This is a genomic window from Arenibacter sp. ARW7G5Y1, assembly GCF_003201775.1.
Taxonomy (GTDB): Bacteria; Bacteroidota; Bacteroidia; order Flavobacteriales; family Flavobacteriaceae; genus Arenibacter.
In genome coordinates this window covers 335,578-360,223 of the sequence record NZ_QJJZ01000002.1, presented here as the reverse complement: position 1 = coordinate 360,223, position 24,646 = coordinate 335,578, and the positions used below count along the sequence as shown (strand labels likewise).

21 protein-coding genes are annotated in these 24,646 nt (G+C 33.4%); 2 read left to right on the top strand and 19 right to left on the bottom strand.

The genetic code is table 11. The annotated features are described in order from the left end of the window. Positions 1-12: 12 nt before the first annotated feature. The 4 genes from C7972_RS04670 to C7972_RS04655 form a co-directional block, all read right to left on the bottom strand. On the bottom strand, positions 13-717 hold the full coding sequence (locus tag C7972_RS04670) for a DUF1080 domain-containing protein (protein ID WP_110355066.1): 705 nt from the start codon (positions 715-717) through the stop codon (positions 13-15). 508 nt (positions 718-1,225) lie between these two features. Next, complete coding sequence (locus tag C7972_RS04665; protein ID WP_110355065.1) at positions 1,226-2,659, bottom strand: AraC family transcriptional regulator; 1,434 nt, start codon at positions 2,657-2,659, stop codon at positions 1,226-1,228. Between the two features lie 819 nt (positions 2,660-3,478). Continuing rightward, positions 3,479-3,685, bottom strand: a complete 207-nt coding sequence (locus C7972_RS23745; RefSeq protein WP_181422825.1) for a hypothetical protein — start codon at positions 3,683-3,685, stop codon at positions 3,479-3,481. 152 nt (positions 3,686-3,837) lie between these two features. Then, a complete protein-coding gene (locus C7972_RS04655; protein WP_258364771.1) occupies positions 3,838-5,175 on the bottom strand; it encodes a beta-N-acetylhexosaminidase in 1,338 nt (445 codons plus the stop codon). 848 nt (positions 5,176-6,023) lie between these two features. Between C7972_RS04655 and C7972_RS04645 the strand changes: the two genes are divergently transcribed. Then, positions 6,024-6,251 (top strand): helix-turn-helix domain-containing protein, encoded by a 228-nt coding sequence (locus C7972_RS04645; RefSeq protein WP_110355061.1) that lies wholly within the window; start codon positions 6,024-6,026, stop codon positions 6,249-6,251. Positions 6,252-6,383: 132 nt separating this feature from the next. Here the strand turns inward: C7972_RS04645 and C7972_RS04640 are convergent, their stop codons facing one another. The 15 genes from C7972_RS04640 to C7972_RS04560 form a co-directional block, all read right to left on the bottom strand. Beyond that, positions 6,384-8,732 carry an NACHT domain-containing NTPase gene (locus C7972_RS04640; RefSeq protein WP_110355060.1) on the bottom strand — a complete coding sequence of 783 codons (2,349 nt, stop codon included), beginning with the start codon at positions 8,730-8,732 and terminating at the stop codon, positions 6,384-6,386. Positions 8,733-9,127: 395 nt separating this feature from the next. Then, a complete protein-coding gene (locus C7972_RS04635) occupies positions 9,128-9,439 on the bottom strand; it encodes a hypothetical protein (RefSeq protein WP_110355059.1) in 312 nt (103 codons plus the stop codon). Positions 9,440-9,910: 471 nt separating this feature from the next. Continuing rightward, the gene (locus tag C7972_RS04630) at positions 9,911-10,735 is read right to left on the bottom strand and encodes a TIR domain-containing protein (RefSeq protein ID WP_110355058.1); all 825 of its coding nucleotides are present in this window, start codon (positions 10,733-10,735) and stop codon (positions 9,911-9,913) included. 257 nt (positions 10,736-10,992) lie between these two features. After that, on the bottom strand, positions 10,993-12,849 hold the full coding sequence (locus tag C7972_RS04625) for a hypothetical protein (protein ID WP_110355057.1): 1,857 nt from the start codon (positions 12,847-12,849) through the stop codon (positions 10,993-10,995). A 154-nt stretch (positions 12,850-13,003) separates the two neighbouring features. Next, the gene (locus C7972_RS04620; RefSeq protein WP_146216264.1) at positions 13,004-13,420 is read right to left on the bottom strand and encodes a hypothetical protein; all 417 of its coding nucleotides are present in this window, start codon (positions 13,418-13,420) and stop codon (positions 13,004-13,006) included. A gap of 23 nt (positions 13,421-13,443) precedes the next feature. After that, a complete protein-coding gene (locus tag C7972_RS04615; RefSeq protein ID WP_110355055.1) occupies positions 13,444-13,896 on the bottom strand; it encodes a hypothetical protein in 453 nt (150 codons plus the stop codon). Positions 13,897-14,055: 159 nt separating this feature from the next. Continuing rightward, positions 14,056-14,724: an ATP-binding cassette domain-containing protein gene (locus C7972_RS04610; protein WP_110355054.1), complete on the bottom strand. Its 669-nt coding sequence runs from the start codon at positions 14,722-14,724 to the stop codon at positions 14,056-14,058. A 1,025-nt stretch (positions 14,725-15,749) separates the two neighbouring features. After that, positions 15,750-16,265 carry a hypothetical protein gene (locus C7972_RS04595; protein ID WP_110355051.1) on the bottom strand — a complete coding sequence of 172 codons (516 nt, stop codon included), beginning with the start codon at positions 16,263-16,265 and terminating at the stop codon, positions 15,750-15,752. A 1-nt stretch (position 16,266) separates the two neighbouring features. Next, complete coding sequence (locus tag C7972_RS04590) at positions 16,267-17,178, bottom strand: AraC family transcriptional regulator (RefSeq protein WP_110355050.1); 912 nt, start codon at positions 17,176-17,178, stop codon at positions 16,267-16,269. A gap of 9 nt (positions 17,179-17,187) precedes the next feature. Then, positions 17,188-18,138 carry an SDR family oxidoreductase gene (locus C7972_RS04585; protein ID WP_110355049.1) on the bottom strand — a complete coding sequence of 317 codons (951 nt, stop codon included), beginning with the start codon at positions 18,136-18,138 and terminating at the stop codon, positions 17,188-17,190. A 382-nt stretch (positions 18,139-18,520) separates the two neighbouring features. After that, on the bottom strand, positions 18,521-19,009 hold the full coding sequence (locus tag C7972_RS04580; RefSeq protein ID WP_110355048.1) for a hypothetical protein: 489 nt from the start codon (positions 19,007-19,009) through the stop codon (positions 18,521-18,523). A gap of 160 nt (positions 19,010-19,169) precedes the next feature. Next, complete coding sequence (locus C7972_RS04575; protein ID WP_110355047.1) at positions 19,170-19,682, bottom strand: toxin-antitoxin system YwqK family antitoxin; 513 nt, start codon at positions 19,680-19,682, stop codon at positions 19,170-19,172. A 605-nt stretch (positions 19,683-20,287) separates the two neighbouring features. Beyond that, the gene (locus C7972_RS04570; protein ID WP_110355046.1) at positions 20,288-21,229 is read right to left on the bottom strand and encodes a 5'-nucleotidase; all 942 of its coding nucleotides are present in this window, start codon (positions 21,227-21,229) and stop codon (positions 20,288-20,290) included. 157 nt (positions 21,230-21,386) lie between these two features. Beyond that, positions 21,387-22,709, bottom strand: a complete 1,323-nt coding sequence (locus tag C7972_RS04565) for a TlpA disulfide reductase family protein (protein ID WP_110355045.1) — start codon at positions 22,707-22,709, stop codon at positions 21,387-21,389. Positions 22,710-23,392: 683 nt separating this feature from the next. After that, positions 23,393-24,133, bottom strand: coding sequence for a hypothetical protein (locus C7972_RS04560; RefSeq protein ID WP_110355044.1), 741 nt, complete (start codon positions 24,131-24,133; stop codon positions 23,393-23,395). A gap of 275 nt (positions 24,134-24,408) precedes the next feature. On the opposite strand from C7972_RS04560, the gene C7972_RS04555 reads away from it, so the two are divergent. Next, a partial coding sequence (locus C7972_RS04555; RefSeq protein WP_375334779.1) for a group II intron maturase-specific domain-containing protein occupies positions 24,409-24,646 on the top strand: 238 nt, incomplete at its 3' end.

The following is a 24,646-nucleotide window of genomic DNA, read 5'->3' as shown; positions in this document are numbered from 1 at the left end:
GATTATATTCCTTTAAAGCTCGGTGACTGTAATATGCTTGAATTCGACCTTGGCATTTCCTCCACTGTGCAATTGGATGCCTATGACCCCCTTGGACGGAACCTTAGGGTCTTTTTCAATATACTCGGCCGTTTTGACACCATTGATATACAGTTCATGCCTGTTCCCGATACATCTAACAATATAACTGTTCCAGCCATCCTCGTCCAGGATATGTTTCAGGGTACTAAGATCGCCGCCCAATAGTTTGGCCCGGCGGTGCTCGTCGTAGATGTCCCCCCAATACCCTTTGCCTATGTCCGCTTGGTAGCCGATGATCTTATTGTCTTCAATAATAGATCGGTACTGTATACCACTGTTGATCAGACCAGTGCTATGGTCCCCGGTCAAACGAAAAAGGGCCCGGAATTCAAAATCCCCAAAGCTTTTGGTAGTATGCAAATAGGTATTCGTAGGGATTTTGGATACCCCATCGCCACCCGTAATGACACTATCCACAACCGACCAAAATTTGGCGTTTTCCTTTTTTACGGCCTTCCAACCGTTAAGTGTTGTCCCGTCGAAAAGGGAGTTCGTCGGAGGGAAATTTTGAGCGCTACAACCTATATTAGTTGAAAGGGCGATTATCAGTATTATTTTGAAAGTACCCAAAATATGTCTTAATTTATTATTTAACCTTTTTAAGCAACTAATCCAATAATTGTTTTTCCTGTACATAATAATAGTTTAAGTTTAGTTATACATAGTTTAACTACCAACCAGTAGTGTAATTCGTTTGGTTAAGCTATAGATTATTGCTTCATGTAAATCAAAAATCATATTCAATTTGAATACCAAATCCAACAAAATTAAGTAACGAATGTCCAGCCATTAATTTTTGATTGGATTTGATTTTTCTAAAGTAGTCGGGAGTGAATATTTTCGCTAATTTTTAGGTAATCAGTATGTCCCGTAAAGAATTTGGGACATCCCATCACCCGTAAACATTAGTCTTTTACGCAACCGTCATATTTGGCCTCAAATTGTATTTCATCCACCTAAACATAAATGGTCTTTATATATCAACATGAAAAAACCAACTAATCGTAATAAAATCTGCTTTCTTAAGTGATTCCAAAAATAAGATGACATCAAAAACCGTATAAATGATGAACATGAAGCTGATTGTATGGTACCGTTATCTAAACCAATTATTATAAGAAATGGGTTAGAACCCAAATCAGGTTTAACCTAGGCTGTTCTTGTATTGGGAAGGTGTTAAATCCGTTACTGATTTGAAAACGCGATAAAAAGAAGATTTAGAATTAAAACCGCTTTTTTCAGCCAGATAAACCATTGTAAAAGCCTCATTCTTGGGATCCTTAAGCAGCTTCTTAAATTCCTCCACTCTTAAAAAGTTTAGGTAGTTCATAAGCGTGGTGTCCTCCACTTTTTTGAATAAATTAGTGATTTCATCTTCCTCAATACCCGTAATAAGGATTATTTGGTCTATTTCTGGATTAGACTCCTTAAAGATTTCAGATGTTTTAAGTGCCTTCTTTACTAGTTCCAAATTCTGTAATTCCTCCTCGCTTGCCGCTTCTTTCTTCTTTGTAGGAAACAGTCCCCTTATAGACAAAATAAAGGAAAATATTAGAATCAATACAAAAAACCCTGTGTAACTCCAGAAGCTTAATTTTGGTGGATTGTCATAAAAAATAATATCATCTACCATAATATGACCCCATCCTCCTGAATAATTATCTACTATTTCTATAACGGCCTCTTCTCCTTTAAAGGGAGTTACATCCCATTCATGTAAGCGCATTTGTCCATCGTCTTCACCTGACTGGGAAAAAATTATGGAATCGTTTATTATTAAATTCATACAGGTAAGACCTTTATGCGCTCCTCCCCCAATTAAAAATCGAATACCGTCATGGTCAATTGTAAAAGGTTTCGAGGTAAGTTTTCCAACTTTGGTATCATGGGTCTCCCCAAAGGAAAAAGCAAAGAACTTTCCATTAAAACCTGTTGGCGTGATTGGGTAATATATGTTAGTTCTATTTCTAGGAATTTCAAATGCCTCACCTTCAACCTGCCAACTATTATATGTACCATTTTCAAAATCTTCAAATATCTCCATTGTTGGATCCCTATAATCACTAAAAGTAAAATCATCCACCAAAATGTGAGGAATTAGGGTACCATCATATTCCGTGGCCATGGCATCTACCACCTCAATTACAGCTTCTTGACCTTGCAACTCATCTACATTCCAAATGTGATTTCTAAAGATCTTATCATTTGCTCCTGTTGCAACCCTGACGACCTTATTATTAATGACCAGATTAACACACTGCCTTGTTGTATGGTTACCACCAGCCACCAAAAAATGAATGTATTTTCTATTTATCTTGAAAGGATAGGATACAAGTTTACCTTGACCATAGTTCAAACCAGTTCCCTCAAAAACAGAATAGGCAAAAAAATTTCCCCTTATATTCTGAATACTATCGGCAACGGAATCCTTACTAATAGGCCTTAAAAAAGCAATCCCTTGCTTATTCCATTTGTCAAAAGTACCACTTTCAAAATTGTCAAAAATTATATCAGGCCTTTCTGAAGATGAACAAGAAACGATTATAAATATCAAAAGAAAACTTAAGCGAAATAACATTTTCTTGAAGAATTCTAATTAAATATTAATTTCTAGGTAAACCCCGGCTAATACTAAATTCAAAATTAACATATCAAGGTATAGAATTTAGAACATTAGTTTAACTATATAGGAATGCTCAAGTTTATAGTGATGTTCAATTTAATATCTATGGAATAATTGGGCAATCACATAGAAACAAAAAAATAGTCAAATTTCCCATAAATGTAAATATACTTTTTCATTAAACAAAAAGAACTATCCATTAAAGAAAAAGCAGAGTGTCAGAATGTTGCCGTACACACAATTGAAAATAATAGGCAAAGCTATCCGAAAAGTACGGGAATCAATAAATGACAGTAAAAACTATTAATACCCAATAATGAAAATCCATATAAAAATATTTCCGGCAATCTGGACCAAAATCGTTTTATCGTTTTATCAGTGGTCATAACGGCAACATTGACCTGCATCTTTTCCGTATACTCTGTACTAAAATTTTACAGGCTAACGGTGGACATAGCCTTTAAGGTCAATACAGTGGAAACGTGCCAAATCTAATTAATGGCAATCAAAGCCCTATATTACAGTTGTCGATATATTTACTTTGTACAACACGACTATTTGCACACCAAAACTAGGTAAGAACTACAAAGGTATTATTAGCTGTTTTTTATTGTAATCAAGAAACAAATAAAATAAGAATAGTTTTTGGACAGGACATGGCATTTTTTCAAATATATCAATTTAAAGAAAGTTTTACCAACCATGTTCTGGATCAAGCGAATGAGTTGGTTGTTTCCTAAATAGTTATTTAAATAACCTCTTTTAATTCCCTTATCAATTATGACTTACTACATTAATTAAATAATAGATTATGGATAATACTCCAATAAAAGTGCCAATGGCGATTAATTCATTTAATGCCAGATTGGATAAAAAGAATAAAATAACCAGAATGGCCAAAATTGGGACAATATATCCTCCTGGGATTCTAAATGAGTCTTTGGACAATTCGGAATCTTCCTTATTTTCTTTTTTTCTCAATTTTATCACAGCGATTGCTACTCCCAAATAAATAAGTAAAATCGAGGCACTAGATAGAATTGCCAATTGCTTGAAACCACCTAATGAAGCAAATAAAAAGCACAGTCCAACATAAATTATAATTGACACATATGGCGTAGAAACGCTTCATGCTACCAGTTCTCCATAAAATGTTTTGCATATTCAATATCCAGAACGTAATATCTTTTGGCAAGATGTTCCAATCTCTCCTTAAAATCTTCCCAAGACCTTGATTCCTGTGGAGACCATACCACTTCGGACAAGGCCGCCATACGGGGAAAGGTCATATATTCTACCTGATCTTCCGTTTTCATATATTCGGTCCATACATTACCTTGCGCCCCAAGGACGAATCTTTCCTCCTCCTTATCCAGTTCCTCTGGAATTGGGTTATAGGAGTACACTTTTTCCAAGGGCAGAAAACCTCCAATGGCCAAAGGTTCATTCTCAGTATCCTCTGATTGGTAATAATCGAAATAATTATAGGTGGTGGGTGTCATGATAACATCGTGATGTTGTTTGGCCGCTTCAATCCCGCCTTTTTCGCCACGCCAGGACATAACCGTGGCGTTAGGGGCCAATCCGCCTTCCAAAATCTCGTCCCATCCTATAATTTGTTTGCCCTTTCCATTTATATATTTCTCCATTCGTTGTACAAAATAACTCTGCAGTTCATGCTCGTCATTCAACTTCTCCTTCTTGATCCTGGCCTGACAGTTCGGGCAACGTTCCCAATTGGCCTTTGGGCTTTCATCCCCACCTATATGAACGTACTTTGATGGAAAAAGCGGTATCACCTCATCCAGGACATCTTGTAGAAAAGCAAAAGTGCTTTCCTTCCCCCCACAGAAGACGTCATCCATTACGCCCCATGTTTCCTGTACAATCTTAGGGGTACCGGATTGCTGTAGCTCCCTGCTCTTGTCGGACATCATATCATTGAACACGCTCGTCGGTTCTTCCGGGAAACAGCTCAAATAGGGGTAAGCTGCAATAGCGGCCGCTCCGTGTCCGGGCATCTCTATCTCAGGAATAATGGTGACATGTTGCTTGGAGGCATATGCTACGATATCCTTGACCTCTTCTTGGGTATAGAAGCCCCCGTATACCTCTTGATCGTTTGCGGTGCCCGGATGGTGCCCGATAATGGTCCCGTTCCGGAAGGCTCCCACCTCGGTCAACCTCGGATACTTTTTTATTTCTATGCGCCAAGCCTGATCCTCTGTCAAATGCCAATGAAGTGTATTCATCTTATGAAGGGCGATAAGGTCTATGTACTTCTTGACAAAGGACACGGGAAAGAAATGACGGCTTACATCCAGCATCATGCCCCTATAGGCAAACCTTGGCTCATCCTTAATGACCACTGCGGGAATAGACAATTCGGCCTCCAAGGAAGTTCCCGATTCTATTGCCGGGGGCATGAGCTGTCGCAACGTCTGGATAGCGTATAACACCCCTGTACTCAAGATTATTTTTCATAATTTTGAAGATTAGATGAAACTTAGTTTTATTTAGTCAAGGCCTTCCAAACCAGTCGGTCAAACAGGGTTTGGGAGGCTATTTTTGTATATGTTCTATGTCATAGGCAATATGGATCTATGGGTTGGTATTGTGGTTTTGTTTGCAAGATTAGGTTGCCGAATGGGCATGCCTCACCTGGCTCACTTTTATGGCTCCTCCCCTAGCCTGTCAAAAATGCTTAACCATACATATCTGATGCAGCAAAGGAATAGCCTTAAATGATGTTAGGCTGCTTTGTCGTTATTTGGCCGGATGCCAAAAAATGTGTGGATCGTGGATTATGGGATAAAAGGATTTTCGAGTTCCGGAAAAATTGGTACAACACAAATCCCATAATAATACAAAACCTATATTGGGTTCTTGGGCTTTTTGGTAAAGAGAATGTCGTACACGGTATGCTGCAAAAGAACGGTAAGTTGCCCATTGGCGGTTTTACCATTTAAGTTACATAAGATGTGTTTCATAGCTCTTTTAGCCTTTTGGTTACTGCTTGCAAAACTTCTTAGTAAAACAACGCTCAGATAAAGTGGGTTAAACGCTTCTTTAAGATCCATGAACTGGTTTGGTACACTCTGATAAGAAAACCCATGCCCCGGGTCATGGGCACCTTGCTTATCATCCCGTGCATTAAGTTACCAGTTTTTAGACCGGGAATCCAAGCGACTGCTTCTAGACTAATTCAAACTAAGAAGAATCGCAAACATATGTTAATGAGACAAATATAAATATTATTTTGAAAAACCACATATATGTGTCCGATTTTTTTTCATTCTTAATTCATCTTTACTAAAGAATGAAGACGGACTCTATTATTTTACTCAAATTAATAGGCAGGCGAATTAAAGAATTGAGAGAGCAAAAAAATCTTTCTCAACTTCAATTGGCCAATGAGGTTGATTTGTCCAAAACTCACCTAGGCAGAATAGAAAGAGCTGAAAGTAATGTTACAGTTGAGTCTTTAACTAGAATTGCAAATTATTTTGAGGTACGGATTACCTACTTTTTTGAATCAGAAGAATGACGAATAAATTTTTGAAGGTAAATCTTTTCAATACTAATTAATCAATTTAAGTTTCTTTTTTTTACCTTAATTTACTTGCCTATTTTTTGGGAAAGATCACAACTGTGTAACAGTCACAATTGTTGATAGTAGTTATTTTTTTGCCTCTAGTGCAAAAGACTCATTAAATCTATACGCAGGTTCTTTTAAAACGGCTCGAATATAATCACGTTTTTTCTTGATCTGCTTTTCAATTTTTTCTTTTAATTCTGGATTAACATCCTTCTTTTGAATCATTCCAATTTCTATTGCAAAGTCGGCAACCAATGGCAGAATTGGATGATCCATAAACTCATTTCTTTCTATTAGTTCTATGAATTTATTCTCTTCATTTATATATGGTGTGTGTAATGTTGTGGCAATCATTAAAAGCCTATAATTATTTTCAAAATCATTATTTCTAATAAATATTTCATCAAAACTTATTTCTAATGTTTGTTTTAAGGTTATTGATTTAAAGTTTTCATTAAACCAATAATTAATAGAGGCTGCCAACAACGGTAAGGGCATATTGTAAAACACTGTTTTCTCATCACCAGTTAATTCTTTTGCCTTATGATATGCTAATAACAGATTATCTAAAGCCTTTATAATCAATTTTTGTCTTTCTATTGGTTTTGATTGATATAAAGCTTGAGCAAGATAGCCCATTCCACTGCTATTGATAAACCAGTCTCTTAAGTTATTATTAGGTGATTTTTCAATAACATCATCTATCATTCCTTCCAATTCCTTAGAATGACCAGCGTAGAAAATTGCAGTGTTCTGCCAAGTAACATCATTAAAATTTTCTATTAATTTTATATAATGTGTTTCTCTTTTATGATGATAAATTTCAATTGAACTTAAAAATTCTACAAAGGCCTGTTGCTTAAATCCAATTTCTTCTTTATCAGTTATATACAATAAGCCAGATTTTTCAATTATTTCTTTTATTTCATCGGAACTCTGCTTTTGGTAACCTCTCTCATATAAAAATTGATTAACAAATTCGATAAATTCTTGTAATTGAATTTCGAATTCTCTGTCGTCCATCATTTTCAAAGCTAAAGACGTAAATATTCTTTTTTTAATATTATAAATAAGTAATTCTGAGCGATTATAAATTTCTAGTTTCCCTAATAGAACATTCGTAAAATCATCATAAATGTCACTTAAAGTTGCAGGAATTTCAAAATTATTTTCATCGTACAGTAAGGAAAGAAGTGAGATTGTTAATGGTGTAGTAGGTAATTTTGATAATATATCACTATCACGCAAAATTCGAATAAATTTCTCCGCCCTATCTGATCCTTCAAAGAACTTTAAAACAAATGTTTCTATTTGTTTTAAATTGAAATTATGAATTTTATAAGTAGTAATGGATTCATCATAATTTAAATCGCTTTTTTGATATGTTATTATAAAATGCGTATCATTTTCCTTACAAAAATTCTGAAGGACTTCAAGTATTTTATCCTTATCTGTTTTATTTAGTAAATCAAAATCATCTATAAATAAAAGGACTTTATATTCTTTATAGAAATTCTCTTCATAAAATTGATCTGAAAATTTCTTAATAAATTGAACTATTAATTCATCAAGATCAAAATTTGAATCTCTTAAATCGGTGGCCTTTAATTTTACAGGTAGTTCTTTATTTTTAAAAATTAGTTCTGGAGAAGAAAACTTTTTTGCTAGACTGTTTAAAATTTTAGTTTTACCTGAACCTTGATCGCCAGAAATAAGAATGTTTTCCACAATCTTATTTATATTATTCAAATTAACCTTCGTAGTTCTGTTCTTTTTAACTTTTGTAACCTTATTTTCCTCTATGTAGTCGGTTGTAATTATGGGTTCAATAAATATATCCAGAAGTTTCTGAATCTTTTTATCATCTACTTTCCGAATACTTAATTCCCTTATACTTATTTCTTCTTGTAGTAAATGAGAGAAGTTTTTTGAAAATTCTTTAGCAAAAGCATCACCTGGCAACCAAAAATCAGGATAATTCTTATCAATAGCGGGAACTAGGGTTTCATTCCACCAAAAGGTAAAATTATTATATAATTTAAGTTTTGGACTTTCAGTAATTTGACTTTGTGCACCATTTGTAAAATTCTCGTTAGTAACAACCGTTACTTTATTTATATTTATTTGTTCTCCATTAATGCCTTTATAAGGATATTCGAATGACTGTAATATCTGGTTTTTAATAGTTTCAATTTCGTTTGTACCTCCTGAAATCCTACCTTTTTTTACGACAAAAGCAAACCAGTCATTACCTGTAATAGGATGATCAATACGACCAATAATATCCTTTCCTTGTTCAGGGCTACCATATCTGTGAGTATGTAGTACATCATGAAATCCGCTCTTTTTCAGAAAATCAATCAAAAATTCTCTAAATTCCTTTTCGTTATTAAATGAAGCTAACTTCTTATTTTTTTCAGTACTTGTCATTAATTATAATTTTTGTAACCGCGTTTATATACTGAGTTTTTGACTATATATTTTTAATACTGTACTAGAGAGGGAGTTATCACTAATATAGTATAAATTTTAAAGGAATAGTATTATTGAACATGGTTCTTGCAGAACATTTGTCAACAGGGATATTTTTTTCTGGTATAGGGTGGAGTTTGGAATGTACAAAGTGGAGAACTTTACACATTCAGGTGTTTGAGTTTAGAGGCTTGTACAAGGGTTCTTTTTCTTGACTATTCTTTTATTCTATAATTTTGATTCTTGTATCAATTTGATCCAAGGGTATTTCAAAATCTAACTTCGAGAATTCATGTGTATGCCAATTTTGATATTCGGGATCAGTTTCTTCATTCAATTTATCAAGTTCACTTCTATAAAATCACCGTCAAAATAATTTGAACGGTGCATTTCAGTTTCATTGAGAACAAATAATATGCCTTTCTCTTCATTATAGTTACTATTTTATTTTCGATAAATATTCCAAGAATTAGCTTATTGAAAATTAACTCTTTTTGTGATTTGTTTACTATTTCAAATCTTGCTCCTGTTATCCGAACTATTGTCCTTGGGAAGTCCTCTCTGTAATTCCCTTTAGTTCCCTTACTGTAAAGATTAAGATTAAAATCTACACCATCTCTCTTGTGGTCAATTCCAATTGAGATATTTTTCAATAAATGCATCATAGGGTCAAATCATATTTCTTAGCGATTTGCTTTATTCTAATTCATACATTTAGTTTTTGATATTCACCAAATTCTCGTGAATGGTAACTAACATACGGATATAGTTACTATATTTCTTTTAAAGGTCTAATTTAATAAATCTTTTTAGTTGCCCTAGTTATTAATTTAATAGTTTAGTGCTCTTCTGACCCCTGCCCTAATCTGTATGGTCTGACTGTCATTCGTTTGCTTAATTTTATGGAACTAAAGAAAAACAATTCTATGGGAAGTAAGTTGTGGGAAACTGTAAAGGGCATATTGCGAATACTATTTATGGTATTTGCGTATGCGCAATGGTACTAGAGGCTGAACAATTCTTCAGATCTAAATCTACTTTAGGGGTTGTAAAGTAAAAAAGCATTAATCTTTAAGGTCCCGATAATTTTCGGGATGGACTAATGGGTTTCATAGGATACTGTAAAGGCTATGGTTTTATAATTTGTTTAAATCAACATCATATCCAGCTTTTTTCATCTCTTTTGCTAATTGTAATTGCCATCCACTTCCAGAATCCATAGTTATGTAAACAACTCCTGAAATATCATTGGGAGTCTCAATATCTGATTTCACCAGAGCACAAACGTTATGTCTTCCTATTTTACCAATTAAGAAACCATGTTCGAAAACCACGTTTTGTCTTGCACGATTTTTCAACTTTAGATTTTCTTTTTGAACGGAACCTATATCACAAGGGGTATAAAGTACAATTCCAAATCCAACATCTGAATATCTTTCTATTTTTTCAATAATAGTTCTTCCAGAGCTTGCTTGTTCATGAAGAATTATTGGTTTAAATCCCAATTTATCAACAAATCTGGCAGCTTCTATTTTCGCCTCATTATCATGACCATGGACTATAAAAACCTCATGTTTTGACAATATATGATTATCAGTAACTTTTTTTGAAATTTGAGTTTTTAATAAGTTGGCTTTATTTTCAAGATTGGATAAATTGTCAATTTTGTCTTCTAACAAGTTCCTTAAGGTTAAATGAGGATCACCCTGTTTTGACCTCATTATATCTCCAAAATATGTTAATCCTGCTCCAGAGTAACTATTTAAATATTCATTCTTGAGATTATCAAATGACTGTTTTAGAAATTCTTTGTTGTAATCATCCCACCTGTTCATTTCTCGATTTAAAGTTTCAAAATCGCAGTTTTTGGAATTAATTTTTTCAATAAGTTTTAAGCCGAATCCAATTCTATCATTTAGAGTAGATTTAAACTCAGAATTTGTTATTATTAATTTACTCATTAACTGGTTTTAAATTGTGCTTAACAAATTGGTATAAGAATAGTACGCCAGGTTAAAAAAGACACTGTTCATAACATGCCATCGAAGTGCATTATTTTTATACGGTGCGTCTATTGCACAAGTTAGCAAAAAAGTCGGTAACGATCGTTGTGGGCAACACGTTCGTTTAAAAAACAAAACGGCCCTAAAAGGCCGCTTATAGCATCGATTTTTTATAAATTATAGGGTTGTGCAATAGTTGCCATTGTTAGGCAACGTTATTTTTTATGTCGGATATAAATTTTGGCCCCATAGTTTGGAACCTCTTTTATTTTTACGCCTTTAATTTTCTTATCTATTGTTTTAAATAATTTCGCATTAATATCTTTTATAGCATCTTTTACAGGTTTAGCTGTATTCTTACCCTCGTGTAATTCTAAAATCAATTCTTTATGGTTAAATTTCAATACTACTCCATCAATGTCGGTTACTATCCTTTTATCAGGTGCTAAAGAGTAATTGTAAATTTTTATTCTGGAAAGACAAATGAGAACAGTACCATCAAATTTTCTATAAGCAGATTTCTTTAATTGATTTAATTCGTGTTTCCTATCTATATCTTTTTCAGAAGCTATTGCTTTATCTAAATTTTCTTTGAGAGGATTTAAGCCAGCAACCTTAACACCAAAATAATCATATTTTCCAAAATTGTGATTGTTGATATCAAAATGATATTTTTCATTCAGGTGATAACGTAATACAGCCCAAAGTATGTTTTTAAATATTGGTAAATTTTTAGTTAATAATGCCTTTTTAATATTAGACCTAATGTGTTCTTTAATAGGTTTTTTAAAATCTATTTTTTGTGCTTCTGAAATGGGAAGTACATTTAAATTTTCATCAATTATTTCGTTGATTTTTTTAGTTTTATTAAATTCATTCTTTGCCGTTCCAATAATTTGCTCAAGGATTATATTTCCAATATTGTAAATGAAAGTTGAAAAATATTTAACCTTAAAATTATCTGCTGTATAAAAATCAATAACTCTCTCTTCTGAAAATGGATTTAAATCCATAGAAGCCTCAACACCAGTAATCCCTTTTTTGACAGTTAAAATTTGTCGAGTGGCATTTGAAATTTCCTCAAAAACCATATTTTTTTTATTAAGTTGAATTCTTAAAAAATGACGCAAATTACAGACGGTAGGATTATATAATCCTTTTTCTAATGCAATATTTAGACTTTTTATCACATCGGTTCCGATTATTTTAGACGCATTTACTTCATATGACCTCTGATGTGTTTGACTTTTAATATTTAAATATAGGTTATCGCATAGAATTGAAATAAGTGGTTCCAATATGATAGAAATTCTTTTATTTTGATATTTGTGCTCAAAAGAATCGAGTGATAAAACTGTTGAAAGAATGTCTAAATTGAATGGTAAAGAGCTATTCCTTGAATCTAAAGAAATCATAGAAATATCTCTTAGTATGTAATAGAGATTTTTTAATTGAGAAATCTGAATAGAGCTTGCAATTTGCTCATTTTCTTCTTCCGGAAGTAATAAAAGTTTATAGGCATTGAAAAGTTCATTTTGTCTAGCAACTCTTCTTGTAAATGTCTTGTAAATTCTAATAAAGCTAATTATATGGTGGAAACTTATATAATCAAAACTATCAATAACTTCTTCAGACCATTTTTTTAGCCTAGCATCTTTGACACAATTAAGTAGTTTTCTTTTGTAAGTTTTATTTTGAATACAATGAAGAAGTATTGTTTTTTCGTCGCCAATCGTGTTTTTGCAATGCCCAAAATTGGAAAGTAGAATCCAAGTTTTAATTACATCATTACCAAAATGTTTTTTTCCATTTATCGTGATATTACCTTGCGCATTAGTAGTTCCTTTAAATGAGTTTTCAATGAGTTCTGATATTACACATTGTAAGATTAAATAATCAAATCTACTGTGGTTTGAGTTTTTAAAAGCGTGCGAAATTAAACCTAAATGAGCTGTGTTTTTTTGTCTATCAATTTCATTAATATCAATGTAATGCTGATATAGTTTCGCACTTAAATCAAGGAAGTTTACAGTAACTTTTCCTAATATTGGAATATCTTCCTTTATTCTCATTTGTGATTTTTTCTTACCGCTAACGGTTAGTGTATAATTAGTTGCGGACTTTTCCAACGAAAACTGTCCGCCAGTAGTAAATATAATTGATTGCAATGAATTCCGACTAAGGAATTCAACCGCAATTAATTATACACCGTGTTGTAGCCAGTTTTTATTTATTTAGTTTATAAGACATTGATTGTTTCTTTTCACTTTTAAAAATCAAAAATCCACTTTCCTTTACATACTCCACTTGAATTTCTTCTGGTTTAAAAGACATTTCTCCAAACTGTAGCGAATCCAACACGAACTGGGCAACGTTTTTTGTCCGTTTTTCAGCGTATTTTGTATCCTCAAAGATTTTGTCGATATCTTCAGACTGCTTAATCACTATATCAATGTAAGTCCGATTTTCTGTAACCTGTCCATTAGTTTTAGATTCCGATTGAGTAAGACCAATACTGGTCCACTCAGCTCCAATTTTGTTTGCTAAATATTTCTCTCCTTCATTCATTTCCACTATTTCAGAAGAACAAGAACAAATCAAAAGTCCAATAATTAAAAATGAAATTGATTTAAAAAAATTCATGGGTTTTAAATTTAACTTTGGTGCTATTCTACTTTATTAACTTTTCCGTTTTCAAAGTAGATGTCCAGATAATCTGGGTCAATATTAAAAAGTCCTGGAATATTTCCTAGTTCATAAGAAATGTGGTTTTCTCCATGCGAATAGAAATCTGGCCCAAGTAATTCTGCAACCTCTTTTTTTGTCTTTCCGATTAAAAGATTCGATTTAATGATGTCCTTTGACATCTCATATCTTTCCTCAACATTTGAGTTCCATTCATTTTGGTTAAAATCTTTATCAGGGTAATAAGAAATCGAAATAATCCAAATTGCGATGAGCCCAATATAGATAATTGGACTTAAGATTATTGTAGGGATTATCGCAAGAAATTTTCGGTTATTTTCATTACCTAATTTTAGTTTCTTGAGAAGCCATTTACTAATGAAATACGTAGGAATGGCAAGTATTAAAACAATTATTGGGACTTCAGGACTCATCAGAGTTTAAATTGGCTACAACGGTCTCGTATAACCGTCAGTTACGGGATTAAAGTTAATAATTTTCGGTTAAGCACTGACGTTAGCAATTCCGAGTGGATTCGGACGTAGTCGAATCCGCCGTAATTGCGGTTATACATTGTTAGGCAAAGTATTTTATTATTCATTTGACCTCAAATATTCATATTTCACTAAATCGTTTTTATCCATTATTTCAATTTTTTCAGAACCTTTCAAAACGAAATTTTTATCTGTAATTTCAAGAACGTCGTTATAATAATGGTCGGTCAAAATTATTCCTTTTGATTTTTTGAGTTCGAGTAATAAATCCTTAATTACATCTTTATAAATTGGTTCAATCATTGAAAAGGGTTCATCTAGCATTAAGAACTGATGATTTAGATTTCCAATAATCAGTAACTCAAGATAGCGTAATTGTCCTAAAGATAGTTTTCCAACTTTAATTTTTTCAAAACTCGATATTTGTGGCGAGTAAAAAATTTTGTCTTGGTCATCTCCATTTGGGTAAAACAGAGGAATTATTTCTCGTACTTTCCGTTCTTTAGGCAAAAAAGTGTCTTGCGGTAAGTAACCAATTTTTTTTGATGGAATTACTGCTTTTTGATGAATGATTTCTGAATTTATTTTTATTAAAATTGAATCGGCTTTGACTGTTCCAAATATTAGTTTTAATAAAGTTGATTTTCCAGTTCCGTTGCGACCAAATATTCCAGTTATCTCTCCGGTTTTACAATCAAGGTCAATATTCTTTAAAATAGTTTTCTTTCCGTAAGATTTGTTAAGGTCAGTTATTTCTAAAAAATCCATTTATTTAAATATTAAATAGATTAGAAATAAAAAAATTGAAATAGAGGTATTAAGCAACCATACTTTTTTTAAAAGGTCAGCTTTTGTAAAGCCTAGATTATAATACGCATAATATTCATTCTTTTTGAAAGTTTGATAACCTAAATAGCCTATCAAAATACCAAATGAAGAAAACATGACTAGACTCCATAAAAATCCAGACATGAATCCAAAAATCAGACAATAAGTAACGTTGAACATATTAATATCCAAAAAGTATTTTGAAATAGCTTTACTGTACATTCTTTGCAATAAATTTTATTTTGGAGACAGATTTCATATTTTGCCTAACGGTTTGGCTAAGCGTAGTGCGGAGGCAAGGAAACCTTTCGTTTCCGTCTGTACACGAAGCTAAAGCTTATTGTTTAGTTTTATTTTTTTTGTCCAAAGCTAAATCCATAAGATTTAGCGACTTTAAAAATATACATAGACCTTTCGATTTAGCCCAAAACCCCGCATTACGTTTAGGCTTTGTTACCCAACGTTTTTTCCGCCCGAGTTGTCCGCCGCCATTATCATTTGAACTTCATAAGCGCAAACAAGCTAAAAAGTCCATCTGCGGAACAGTTGCGTCTGAGTGAAGTCCGTTTGCGTAAACTTCTTTAGCCCTTTAACCCTTTTCAATTTTGATTGTATATTACTAAGAATTCAAGTCCTTCATTATTAAAACTCTAATACTATTTCATTTATTTAATTGCAATATATACCTTACCATATACCTGTAAATTACAACGGTAATTATTATTGCTAAAAATAATTGTATAACGTTTAAGATAATTTCATTTGGCGTTATTTTGCTCAAAAGAAATGTAATAATCATAGCAGAAAATATTGCGGCGATTATGAAAGCAAGTATACCAAATAAGATTTTGAGTAAGGTTATTTTCATTGGTTCTTTTTTTTGGTCAAAATGTTGGGTAACGTTCTGTGTATGGTGTCGTAGAATCCCGAAGGGTGCTATGCACTATACACCATGTTGTGTGTAGCTATTTTTTAATTCCATTTTGAATATCCACTAACTTCAATTCTTTATGGTAGCTTTCAATTCTTGAATGTGCTGTGCCGTCAACTAATAGAATGACTATTAGCATAGCAATTGTTGTAATACTAATTGCTCTCCAAGTTGGTGCGTTAACCAATAGAATTAATAATGCTGCTATGATAATCATAATTGGAATTACTTTAAAAACAACTGTATATTCCTTTAATGTACTTTCTGAACGTTCTATTTCGGATTGATAAAAAGCAGATGCATCAGTGTTAAAGTCTTTCTCAAACTGTTTAACTCTTTGAATATTTGTGTAGTTAAGGCCGCTACCAATAATTAAAAGTAGAATACCTGCTACTAAAGTCGGAATAATATATGCCTTTGCTAAATCTGTTTTGCCTAACTGCCAAAATCCAACACTTGCGATTAAAAATCCAACCGAGAATAAGATGAAAAAACGTGTTGAAAACACTTCGGCTTTTGCCCATTCTGTCGCTAACTTTAATAGTTCCATTTTAGTTTAGTTTATATTTTTCTCTGTATTTAGATGGACTGATACCTTCTTTCTTTTTGAACAGTCTCGAAAAATAGGCTGGATATTCAAATCCTAATTCATAAGCAACCTCTGATACAGTTTTATTCGGTTGTAGTAAAATATTTTTTGCTTCATCAATTAAATGCAAGTGTAGATGTTCGGTCGTGGTTTTGCCTGTTTCTTTTTTAAGCGTATCGCTTAAATAACGCTGTGAAACAGACAATTCATCTGCTACTTTCTCTATGTTCGGAATGCCATTTTCTTGTAGTTTTCCCGATTCAAAATATGAGTCCAAATAATGATTAAATTGCTCTAACAAATCATTTGATATTTCTTTCCTATTTAAAAATTGTCTTTCATAGAATCGATTGGCATATTTTAGTAAGGTATCCAATTGAGAAATGATTATTTCTTTGCTAAATGCATCTTGATTGTTTTGATACTCAATTTCAATATTTTCAACAATGGACTCTATTTGTTTTTCTTCTTTAGGAGAAAGGTGCAAAGCTTCATTTACGGAATATGAGAAGAAACCATATTTTTTTATACGTTGTGCTAATTCCGTTCCCTTTAGAAAGTCCTCGTGAAAGTTTATTGAAAAGCCTTTTTGTTCAAAAATTAAGCTGTTATCCCATTGCAAGACTTGTCTTGGTGAAATAAAAAATAATGCACCATTGGTAAAATCGTATTGGGTGCGACCGTAGTTTAAATTGCCTTCTATAAACTTTTTAAAACTAATGGTATAGCAGGCATTGGTAATTGGTGGTGAACTTTCTTTTGGACAAGGCAGGTAGCCATCGCCTTTTGAATTGAAAACGCTCAACATTGGATGCTCTGGACGAGGCAATTCCAAATACTCTAAATAGGATGATAAGGTTTTGAAGTGTTTCATTTCATTAATTTAAATATTCCATTTTACTCCTGTCTCTTTTTCCGATAGCTCCCACAGTCTTGTTGCTATCACTTTATCTTTAGCATGTGGTTCTATTTTGTGTGCTCCAACTGGACCTACCCAATTGCTTCTTCCCGTTGGACCATAAAAACCGCTTTGGTCTAGATTAGGTTCTGTTGCACACATTAATTGCGGATAAGCCCCTTTTTCAGCGGATTGCGTTAATGGGGATAACTTCATCATATTAAAGATGAATTTCATCATAAAACTACCGCTTGTATTTATCAAGTTGGTTCTTGAAGAACCTGGGTGACACGCATAAGCTTTAACATCTGTTTTACCTGCTTTTTTCAATCTGTCTTGCAATTCATAAGTTGACATTATCTGTGCAAGTTTACTTTGGCTATAAGCATTATTAGGGGTGTAGTTTTTCTCCCAATTCAAGTCATCAAATTTTATCGTTTTAATGCCCATATCATAACCCAAACTTCCTACAGTTACAATTCGTCCTTTGGATTTTTCGATAAGCGGGAACAATAAAGCTTGTAAAGTCCAATTTCCATAGTAATTCGTTCCCATTTGACTTTCCCAACCGTCAACTGTTAATGTCTGTTTTGGCACTTGGGCAATTGCTGCATTACAAATCAGCGCATCTACTTGAGGAACTGTTTTTAGAACTTCTTCGGCTGCCTTTTTTACAGAGACTTGCTTGGATAAGTCCATTTGAATGTTATTTACATCAATGTCGTTACCCATATTTTGTTTCAATAAAGCAATGGTGTCTTGCGCTTTCTTGGAGTTTCTATTGAGCATTACAACTTTTGCACCTTTTGAAAGTAGGATTTTTGCAGCTTCAAACCCTGTTCCGCTTGTGGTGCCTGTTACAACGAATACTTTCCCGTTCAAATCTCCGATTCTGTCAGGTGTCCAACCTTTTTCGCCAAATTTATTTGCTTCCATTTTTGTCTATTTTTTGTGTTAAAATTATAAGACAAAGGTCGGATGGAAGTAGGTTAAACTCCTTATACAGATTTTCGAATGTCGTATACTTTTTGGTTGATTTTAATTACACACAACAATTGTATATAGCAACTAGTGTTTATATTCCTCTTATAGGTCTAATTTAGTAAATCTTTTTAAATAGCCTGGTTATTATTTTTAGCTCTGCTGATCCCTACCCTATTTTGTGGGGTCTGTCTCTCATTGGTTTGAATAATTTTATGGAACTAAAGGAAAACAATTCTATGGGAAGTTGGTTGCGGGAAACCGCAAAGGGAAACTGCGAATGAGAACTGTGGTATTTTAGTATGTACAACCTTGTAGCAGAGCTCGATTTTGAAATTTAAATTCCGTAATGCTTATTCATGTCATTTTTGACATTAGTCATATCAATTCCTTTCTTTTCGCAATATGCAATTAAATCAAGTTCAATCGAAATCCGTAATTCGTTAGCTTTTGATGTTATCGCTTTTGTTTGTTCAAAAAGATTATTATAAAATGATTCAGTTCTATATTCTTTTTTGTTCTCTGTAATACTTTTATGGATGAGCCAATTTCTTTCCTTAAGAAATTCAGACAATTCAATTTCCAAAGGTTTAGGCAGCAACGATTCTTTTTTTGCAATATTAATGGCTTTACCAAGTGTATATGATCGTTGCTCTTTTAAAAGAGCACCTGCTTCTTCCTTTTGGTCCGGCTCTGTTTTCTTTAAAACAATCGCATGACTCAGTGCATCTTCCAATATTTGAACTACGCATAGAGATTCTCCTAAACAACAATAAAGAGTCTTCTCTTTTTCTGAGGCTTCTTTAAGTCTAATTTTTTCGACCATAGTTGTTTTGTTTCGGACAGTTTATAGAATAGTCTATCACATTAAATATCTTCTGATAGAAGTTAATTATAATATCTTGTGTGCTACCTTTATAATTTAAATATAGGTAATTATGTAGGCTTCCCCTTTTTATAGCCCTACCCGTTGTAACCAGTTTACTTTAATAATTCAATACGTTTTTTACATTCCCGTTTTTATCATACTCAATTGTTTCTCCTTTCAACTGACCATTTTTGAACCTCCATTCGAATATCTTTTCCCCAGTTTTATAGTATTCAGTTGTAATTCCTTCTTGTATGCCATTTTTATAACCAATGTCAAGACTTTTCTCCCCAGTTGGATAATAGCCAGTACCACTAATTATAATATCATTCTCATATTCCCACATAATTGCTTTTTTTCCAGTTTTAAAATATCTGGTAGCAGTTCCGTTCTTTTTTCCATTTTTATAATACCATTCAGAATATGTTCCGTCTTCATGGTACTCTTTTGTAATTCCATTTAACTGTTTATTTTCATAGTTCCATTCAAATTTTAAATCTCCGTTTTCATAAAATTCTTTTGTAATTCCGTTTAATTTGATGTTGGAAGTATTATTTTCTTCAATTCCTTTTGTTGTAGAACAAGAAAAAATGATTGTAAATAGCACTATAAAAAGTATTCTTGAGTTCATTTGTTAAAATTGGTTACAATTGGGTATAGTTATTAACTATTCCTAATATAAGTCCAATTTAATAAAACTTTTTGGTTAGCCTAGTTATTAATTATATCGTTTATGGACCTGCAGACCTCTACTCTATTTTGTGGGGTCTGGCTATCGTTCGTTTGCATAATTTCATGGAACTAAAGAAAAACAATTCTATGGGAAGTTGGTTGCGGGTAACCGTAGTTTGGGATTTTTCTAGTTTCTATTTTTTATAATGGCACAATTGGTCCGAAATGCATGGCACATTAAACTGAGGTATCAACCAAGACAATGAAGGAAGAATATCGAGCTGTAGGCCAACTAGGCAATTCAGCTATCGGCCATTGCCTACAACCTCAAAAAGTATCTGAAATTCACGCAAAAACGAGTAAACAGCGGAGCAGGAATGATCGACTTGTTTTTTGTTCTGAAAAACAGACCGACAGCAGTCGATAAATCCGTTTTAACGGGTTTGGATTTGGTCTAAACCCGGATGACCAAAAAAAGAAAAACCGCTTAGAGCGGCTTATTTGAGTTGGTAATTTTACGTTTTACAGGCTTGTGCAACGGTTACCATTGTTGTGCGTTCGTTTTTATTTTTCTTTCTTCTTTTTCTCGTATTTTTTTAGAGGTGAATCTGTCTTGTACAATACTTTTCCAGATGGAACTACTTTACTAGAGCCATCTAAATGACTTTCTTGGTCATCAAAGAAAATATGTGCACCAAATGCTTTTAAAACTTTATCTTTTGATAAACCGCCCATAAAATAAGCTTCATCTACATAAACTCCCCAATGACGAAGAGTTTTAATTACCCGCATATGACTTGGTGCATTTCTAGCTGTTACAATTGCTATCCTTAAAGGTGTTAATTCTATAGTCGTAGGTAAAAATTCTTGGATTTTAGATAGTTTTCGTAATAATTCAGCGAATGGTCCGTCATTGAGCGGAACATCTTCATTTTCCGATTCGTGTTTATGAAAAGCCTCCATTCCTTGCTCCTTATAAATCTGTTCCGATTCCTCGGAAAAAACTACAGCATCTGCATCAAATGCGAATTTTACTCTGTCAATTTCAGGAAGATAGTCTGTTGGTGGTTCATAAATTAAAGCAGTAGCACAATTTGATGTGTCACTTATTTTCTGTACTTCTTTTTCGTCTTTTGATAAAAACAAATCAATATCAAATGCATCTATAAATGGCGAAAGCGGTTCTCCTCCAGAAAAAGCCCATCTTGTAATCGGAAGTTTAAAATGTTTTATAGATTTTAGAACTCTAACTCCAGTTTCTGGACTATTTCTTGACATTACAACAACCTCTACAATTTGTTTCGAGGCAATATCATTTAGTTTTAATAGACTTTTAATTAAAGGAAAAGCTGTTCCTTCTGTTAACAGTTCATCCTCGTGTTCCAATTGATATTTTCTAAAACCTTCAATATTTTCTTTCTCAAAGATTTTGTTTTCTTTTTCTAAGTTGAAAAGTGCTCTTGAAGAAACTCCGACAACTAATATTTCTGAAAAGTTTAATGCCATATTTTTTTAATGTTTCGGTTTTCTTAAATGACGCACAACGTCTCCGGCTATGAGTAGTTGCGTGGTTTAGCACTTAACTTTGCAAGTACGCACCAAACTGAAAATCCTAGCGGATTTTCAGAAGTAGGCGAGAACAAGCATTTACTTATAGCCATTGTTACCTGCTGGCTTTATTTATTAAACTATCTATTTTAGTTTCCAACTCCTTTCCTCTCAAATTTTTTGCTATAATTATTCCTTCAGGGTTAATCAGAAATGTTGCTGGGATTCCCCTTACCCCGTACTTTTCCTTGATTTTGTTAGAATAATCAATAATTTGAGGCCATGTTATTCCATGTTTGTTTGCAAATTTTTCTAATACCGTTATTTCATTTTTACCAACAATACCAATTATTTCAAATTTTGATTTATCAGTTTTGTTATATATCGTTTTAAGATTTGGAATTTCTTTGATACAAGGACCACACCAAGTGTCCCAAAACTCGAGAAGTACATATTTTCCCTTCAAGCTATCTAATGAAATCATATTTTGTTTTTGGAACTGTTTTTCTGAAAAGTTAAAAGGTCTATCTCCAATTTGAGTGGAGCTTATTTGATTTTTAGATAAATCCATTTTTTCTAAAAGCAAAACATCTTTATTTCTATTTACTCCCAAGTTTTTATATAATTCATTTCCGATTTCTAGATATTCATTTTTAAAAGCTACTTTATCAAAATCTATTTTTCCTCCAGTTAGACTTTGGCTACTAGCTATCCCTATTTCTCTAAATGGAAAGATATTTCTAGAATAGATGTATATCATGTGATTTTCTAATTTTGCAGTACGGTACTGAGCGAAATAACAATTTATGTAATATTGATCCATATTGGCAGAGGAAAACAAGAGAGGAACTTCAACCTGAATCTTTTTGTCATTTAATAGGCGTTCAAAAGTAACATATATTGCTTCATTATTTAACCAAGAATCCCAATCTAATTCGCTGTCGGACTGAACTAGTTCAAAAGGCTTATCATCACTGAAATCATAATTGTTATTTTCATCTATAACGACCATTGTATTTCCGATGGAATCATTTCCAACAGCGAAAGCAACTCTGGTTTCTATTGGTTCTTTTGACAAATTCAATGTATCTGGATGCCAATTCCACATATCTTGTAGTCTATCATACCATTCTTTTGAAATATCGCCTAAATAGTAGTTTTGATAAACATATTGTTCCATATCTGATTGAATGTGTCCAACTTTTGCATTTGTCCAATTTTGTGGTACTCCAGAAACTTTCAAATATGTTTTTTTCCATGGGTTTACTTTATCTTTAAAATATTTATCATCCATATAAAGACTTGCACCACTTGTAGATGCTTCGAAAGGGCTAAATCCTTTGTGATAGGTGATAGGTAGTTCTAAAATGTTGTCTTTTTTGCAACCTGTCATTATACATAAACATATACTTAATAGTAATGCAGTTTTAATTCTCATGTTTATTTAAATTTATAATCGGGTTCGTTTTCAGCTTGCAGGTAACGTTAAGGCTATGATTTCGGTCTGGGAAATCCGTTAGGATTTTTCAGGTTGGAATCGTGCCGGATTAAAAGTAATGAATTTTCTCTTTTGAAAAAGGCAAGACTGAATTATAGGCCATGTTAGCGGTTGCTTGCAGCGCGGCCATACTCTAAAGGACAAACCAATAGAACAATCCGCGTGGATTTTGCCGCATTTAAAATCAAGCCGAGACCATTGTAAGCACAAATAAAATTTGGCGTTCCGTAAAGCCTGGAAAGGGATGGCCGAGCCTAAAGTCAAACTGCGAACTGCTTGCGTACTGGCGGCAAAAGGGGAGAACCCGTAAGTGGCTCCTACTTTAATCCCTAATCACCAAGAAAACCCAAACCAAACCTGTACAAACCGTGGTTTTTTTGCTGCGCTGATAAACGTTCCGCTTGCGAACCGATTGGTCAAACTATAGGGTAGGCAGCAAAAAAAAGGAAGTCCCGAAGCTGGTCTATATTTATGGCAAGTTACCGCTAACGGTTAGGCTATGATTTCGTTGTGGGAAACGTCGTAGACTTTTCCACTTATGAAATCAGGCCGGTTGTTGGTTTCTATTTTTGTTTTTTGCATACTGCCACAATGAATTATAGCCCTTGTTGGCGTGTCGTTTTTTATTTCAGATACTGTCCAAAAAATTCATCAACTGTTTTTTTATTGAACTTATCTTCTCCTCGCCAATATTCAACAAAAGCCCAATCGTGCCTTCCAGTTGTTGGTCTATCATAACTTTTGGGTTCCAATATTTCACAACAGCCTAGGATTTCCATTATTGTATGTAGTTCACTTTTACTTCCTTTCATTACATTTTTAAGTCTATCTCTTAGCTTTCCCGGATATTCCCCAGTTTCTGAGTCATTTATACATTTTAATATGTCCTTAAAAGTCTGAATATCTAATGCGGTCGGTTCAGAAACATTTTCTTGCATAAATAGTTTTAAATCGAGGTAGTTATATAGTAAGTCTGAATGTCTAACTCCGCTCCATTTAATGCGCTCAAAATTCAGAACATTAAGGTCTTCATTATCGTATTTGAAAATTTCAGGACGATAAAATTCTCTTTTACCTTCAAGTATAAGTTTGGCGTTGAAATAACTTGCAAGAGCAGAACGCCAATCGAGTCTTTTATTACTCAAACTTGATAAAAAACCGTCCGTTATTTTCTTTGATTCTATTTGGCTTACCAAACTTTCCAAATTGGCAATAACCTCTTTCATTGACATTGAAACAGGCTCGAACATTAATCCTTTAGATTTAGCATAATCAAAGTCGATAGGGTCAGTTTTAAATTCAGATTTCCAACCTTGGGAACTCCAATAGGTCTTAAATAGAATTGATTTCGCTTTCTTATCCATTATTTTTTAAAATGCACGCCAACAATTGTATATAGCAACTAGTGTTTATATTCCTCTTATAGGTCTAATTTAGTAAATCTTTTTAGATAGCCTGGTTATTAATTTAATGGTTTTTAGCTCTGCTGATCCCTACCCTATTTTGTGGGGTCTGGCTCTCATTGGTTTGAATAATTTTATGGAACTAAAGGAAAACAATTCTATGGGAAGTTGGTTGCGGGAAACCGTAAAGGGAAACCGCAAAGGGAAACTGCGAATGAGAACTGTGGTATTTTAGTATGTACAACCTACGAGGCATTTATGCTCGGGTAAGGGAAGGCTACATTGCCAAGATAAACGAAATCCAACGGGGATGGCTGAACTATTTTCGAGGGACAAGTATCCATGGCAAACTACGTGATCTGGATGGTTGGCTCAGAAATCGTTTACGTTATTGTATCTGGACAGATTGGAAGAAGTCCGAGCGGAAAAGGAAAAACCTAATCCGATTGGGCGTAGACCAAGACCATGCCTATG

Excerpts from the sequence above, each read along its gene's own strand:
- C7972_RS04670 (WP_110355066.1), bottom strand. The coding sequence starts at position 717 with ATGTACAGGAAAAACAATTATTGGATTAGTTGCTTAAAAAGGTTAAAT.
- C7972_RS04665 (WP_110355065.1), bottom strand. The coding sequence starts at position 2,659 with ATGTTATTTCGCTTAAGTTTTCTTTTGATATTTATAATCGTTTCTTGT.
- C7972_RS04645 (WP_110355061.1), top strand. The coding sequence starts at position 6,024 with ATGAAGACGGACTCTATTATTTTACTCAAATTAATAGGCAGGCGAATT.
- C7972_RS04640 (WP_110355060.1), bottom strand. The coding sequence starts at position 8,732 with ATGACAAGTACTGAAAAAAATAAGAAGTTAGCTTCATTTAATAACGAA.
- C7972_RS04635 (WP_110355059.1), bottom strand. The coding sequence starts at position 9,439 with ATGATGCATTTATTGAAAAATATCTCAATTGGAATTGACCACAAGAGA.
- C7972_RS04630 (WP_110355058.1), bottom strand. The coding sequence starts at position 10,735 with ATGAGTAAATTAATAATAACAAATTCTGAGTTTAAATCTACTCTAAAT.
- C7972_RS04625 (WP_110355057.1), bottom strand. The coding sequence starts at position 12,849 with ATGAGAATAAAGGAAGATATTCCAATATTAGGAAAAGTTACTGTAAAC.
- C7972_RS04620 (WP_146216264.1), bottom strand. The coding sequence starts at position 13,420 with ATGAATTTTTTTAAATCAATTTCATTTTTAATTATTGGACTTTTGATT.
- C7972_RS04615 (WP_110355055.1), bottom strand. The coding sequence starts at position 13,896 with ATGAGTCCTGAAGTCCCAATAATTGTTTTAATACTTGCCATTCCTACG.
- C7972_RS04610 (WP_110355054.1), bottom strand. The coding sequence starts at position 14,724 with ATGGATTTTTTAGAAATAACTGACCTTAACAAATCTTACGGAAAGAAA.
- C7972_RS04595 (WP_110355051.1), bottom strand. The coding sequence starts at position 16,265 with ATGGAACTATTAAAGTTAGCGACAGAATGGGCAAAAGCCGAAGTGTTT.
- C7972_RS04590 (WP_110355050.1), bottom strand. The coding sequence starts at position 17,178 with ATGAAACACTTCAAAACCTTATCATCCTATTTAGAGTATTTGGAATTG.
- C7972_RS04585 (WP_110355049.1), bottom strand. The coding sequence starts at position 18,138 with ATGGAAGCAAATAAATTTGGCGAAAAAGGTTGGACACCTGACAGAATC.
- C7972_RS04580 (WP_110355048.1), bottom strand. The coding sequence starts at position 19,009 with ATGGTCGAAAAAATTAGACTTAAAGAAGCCTCAGAAAAAGAGAAGACT.
- C7972_RS04575 (WP_110355047.1), bottom strand. The coding sequence starts at position 19,682 with ATGAACTCAAGAATACTTTTTATAGTGCTATTTACAATCATTTTTTCT.
- C7972_RS04570 (WP_110355046.1), bottom strand. The coding sequence starts at position 21,229 with ATGGCATTAAACTTTTCAGAAATATTAGTTGTCGGAGTTTCTTCAAGA.
- C7972_RS04565 (WP_110355045.1), bottom strand. The coding sequence starts at position 22,709 with ATGAGAATTAAAACTGCATTACTATTAAGTATATGTTTATGTATAATG.
- C7972_RS04560 (WP_110355044.1), bottom strand. The coding sequence starts at position 24,133 with ATGGATAAGAAAGCGAAATCAATTCTATTTAAGACCTATTGGAGTTCC.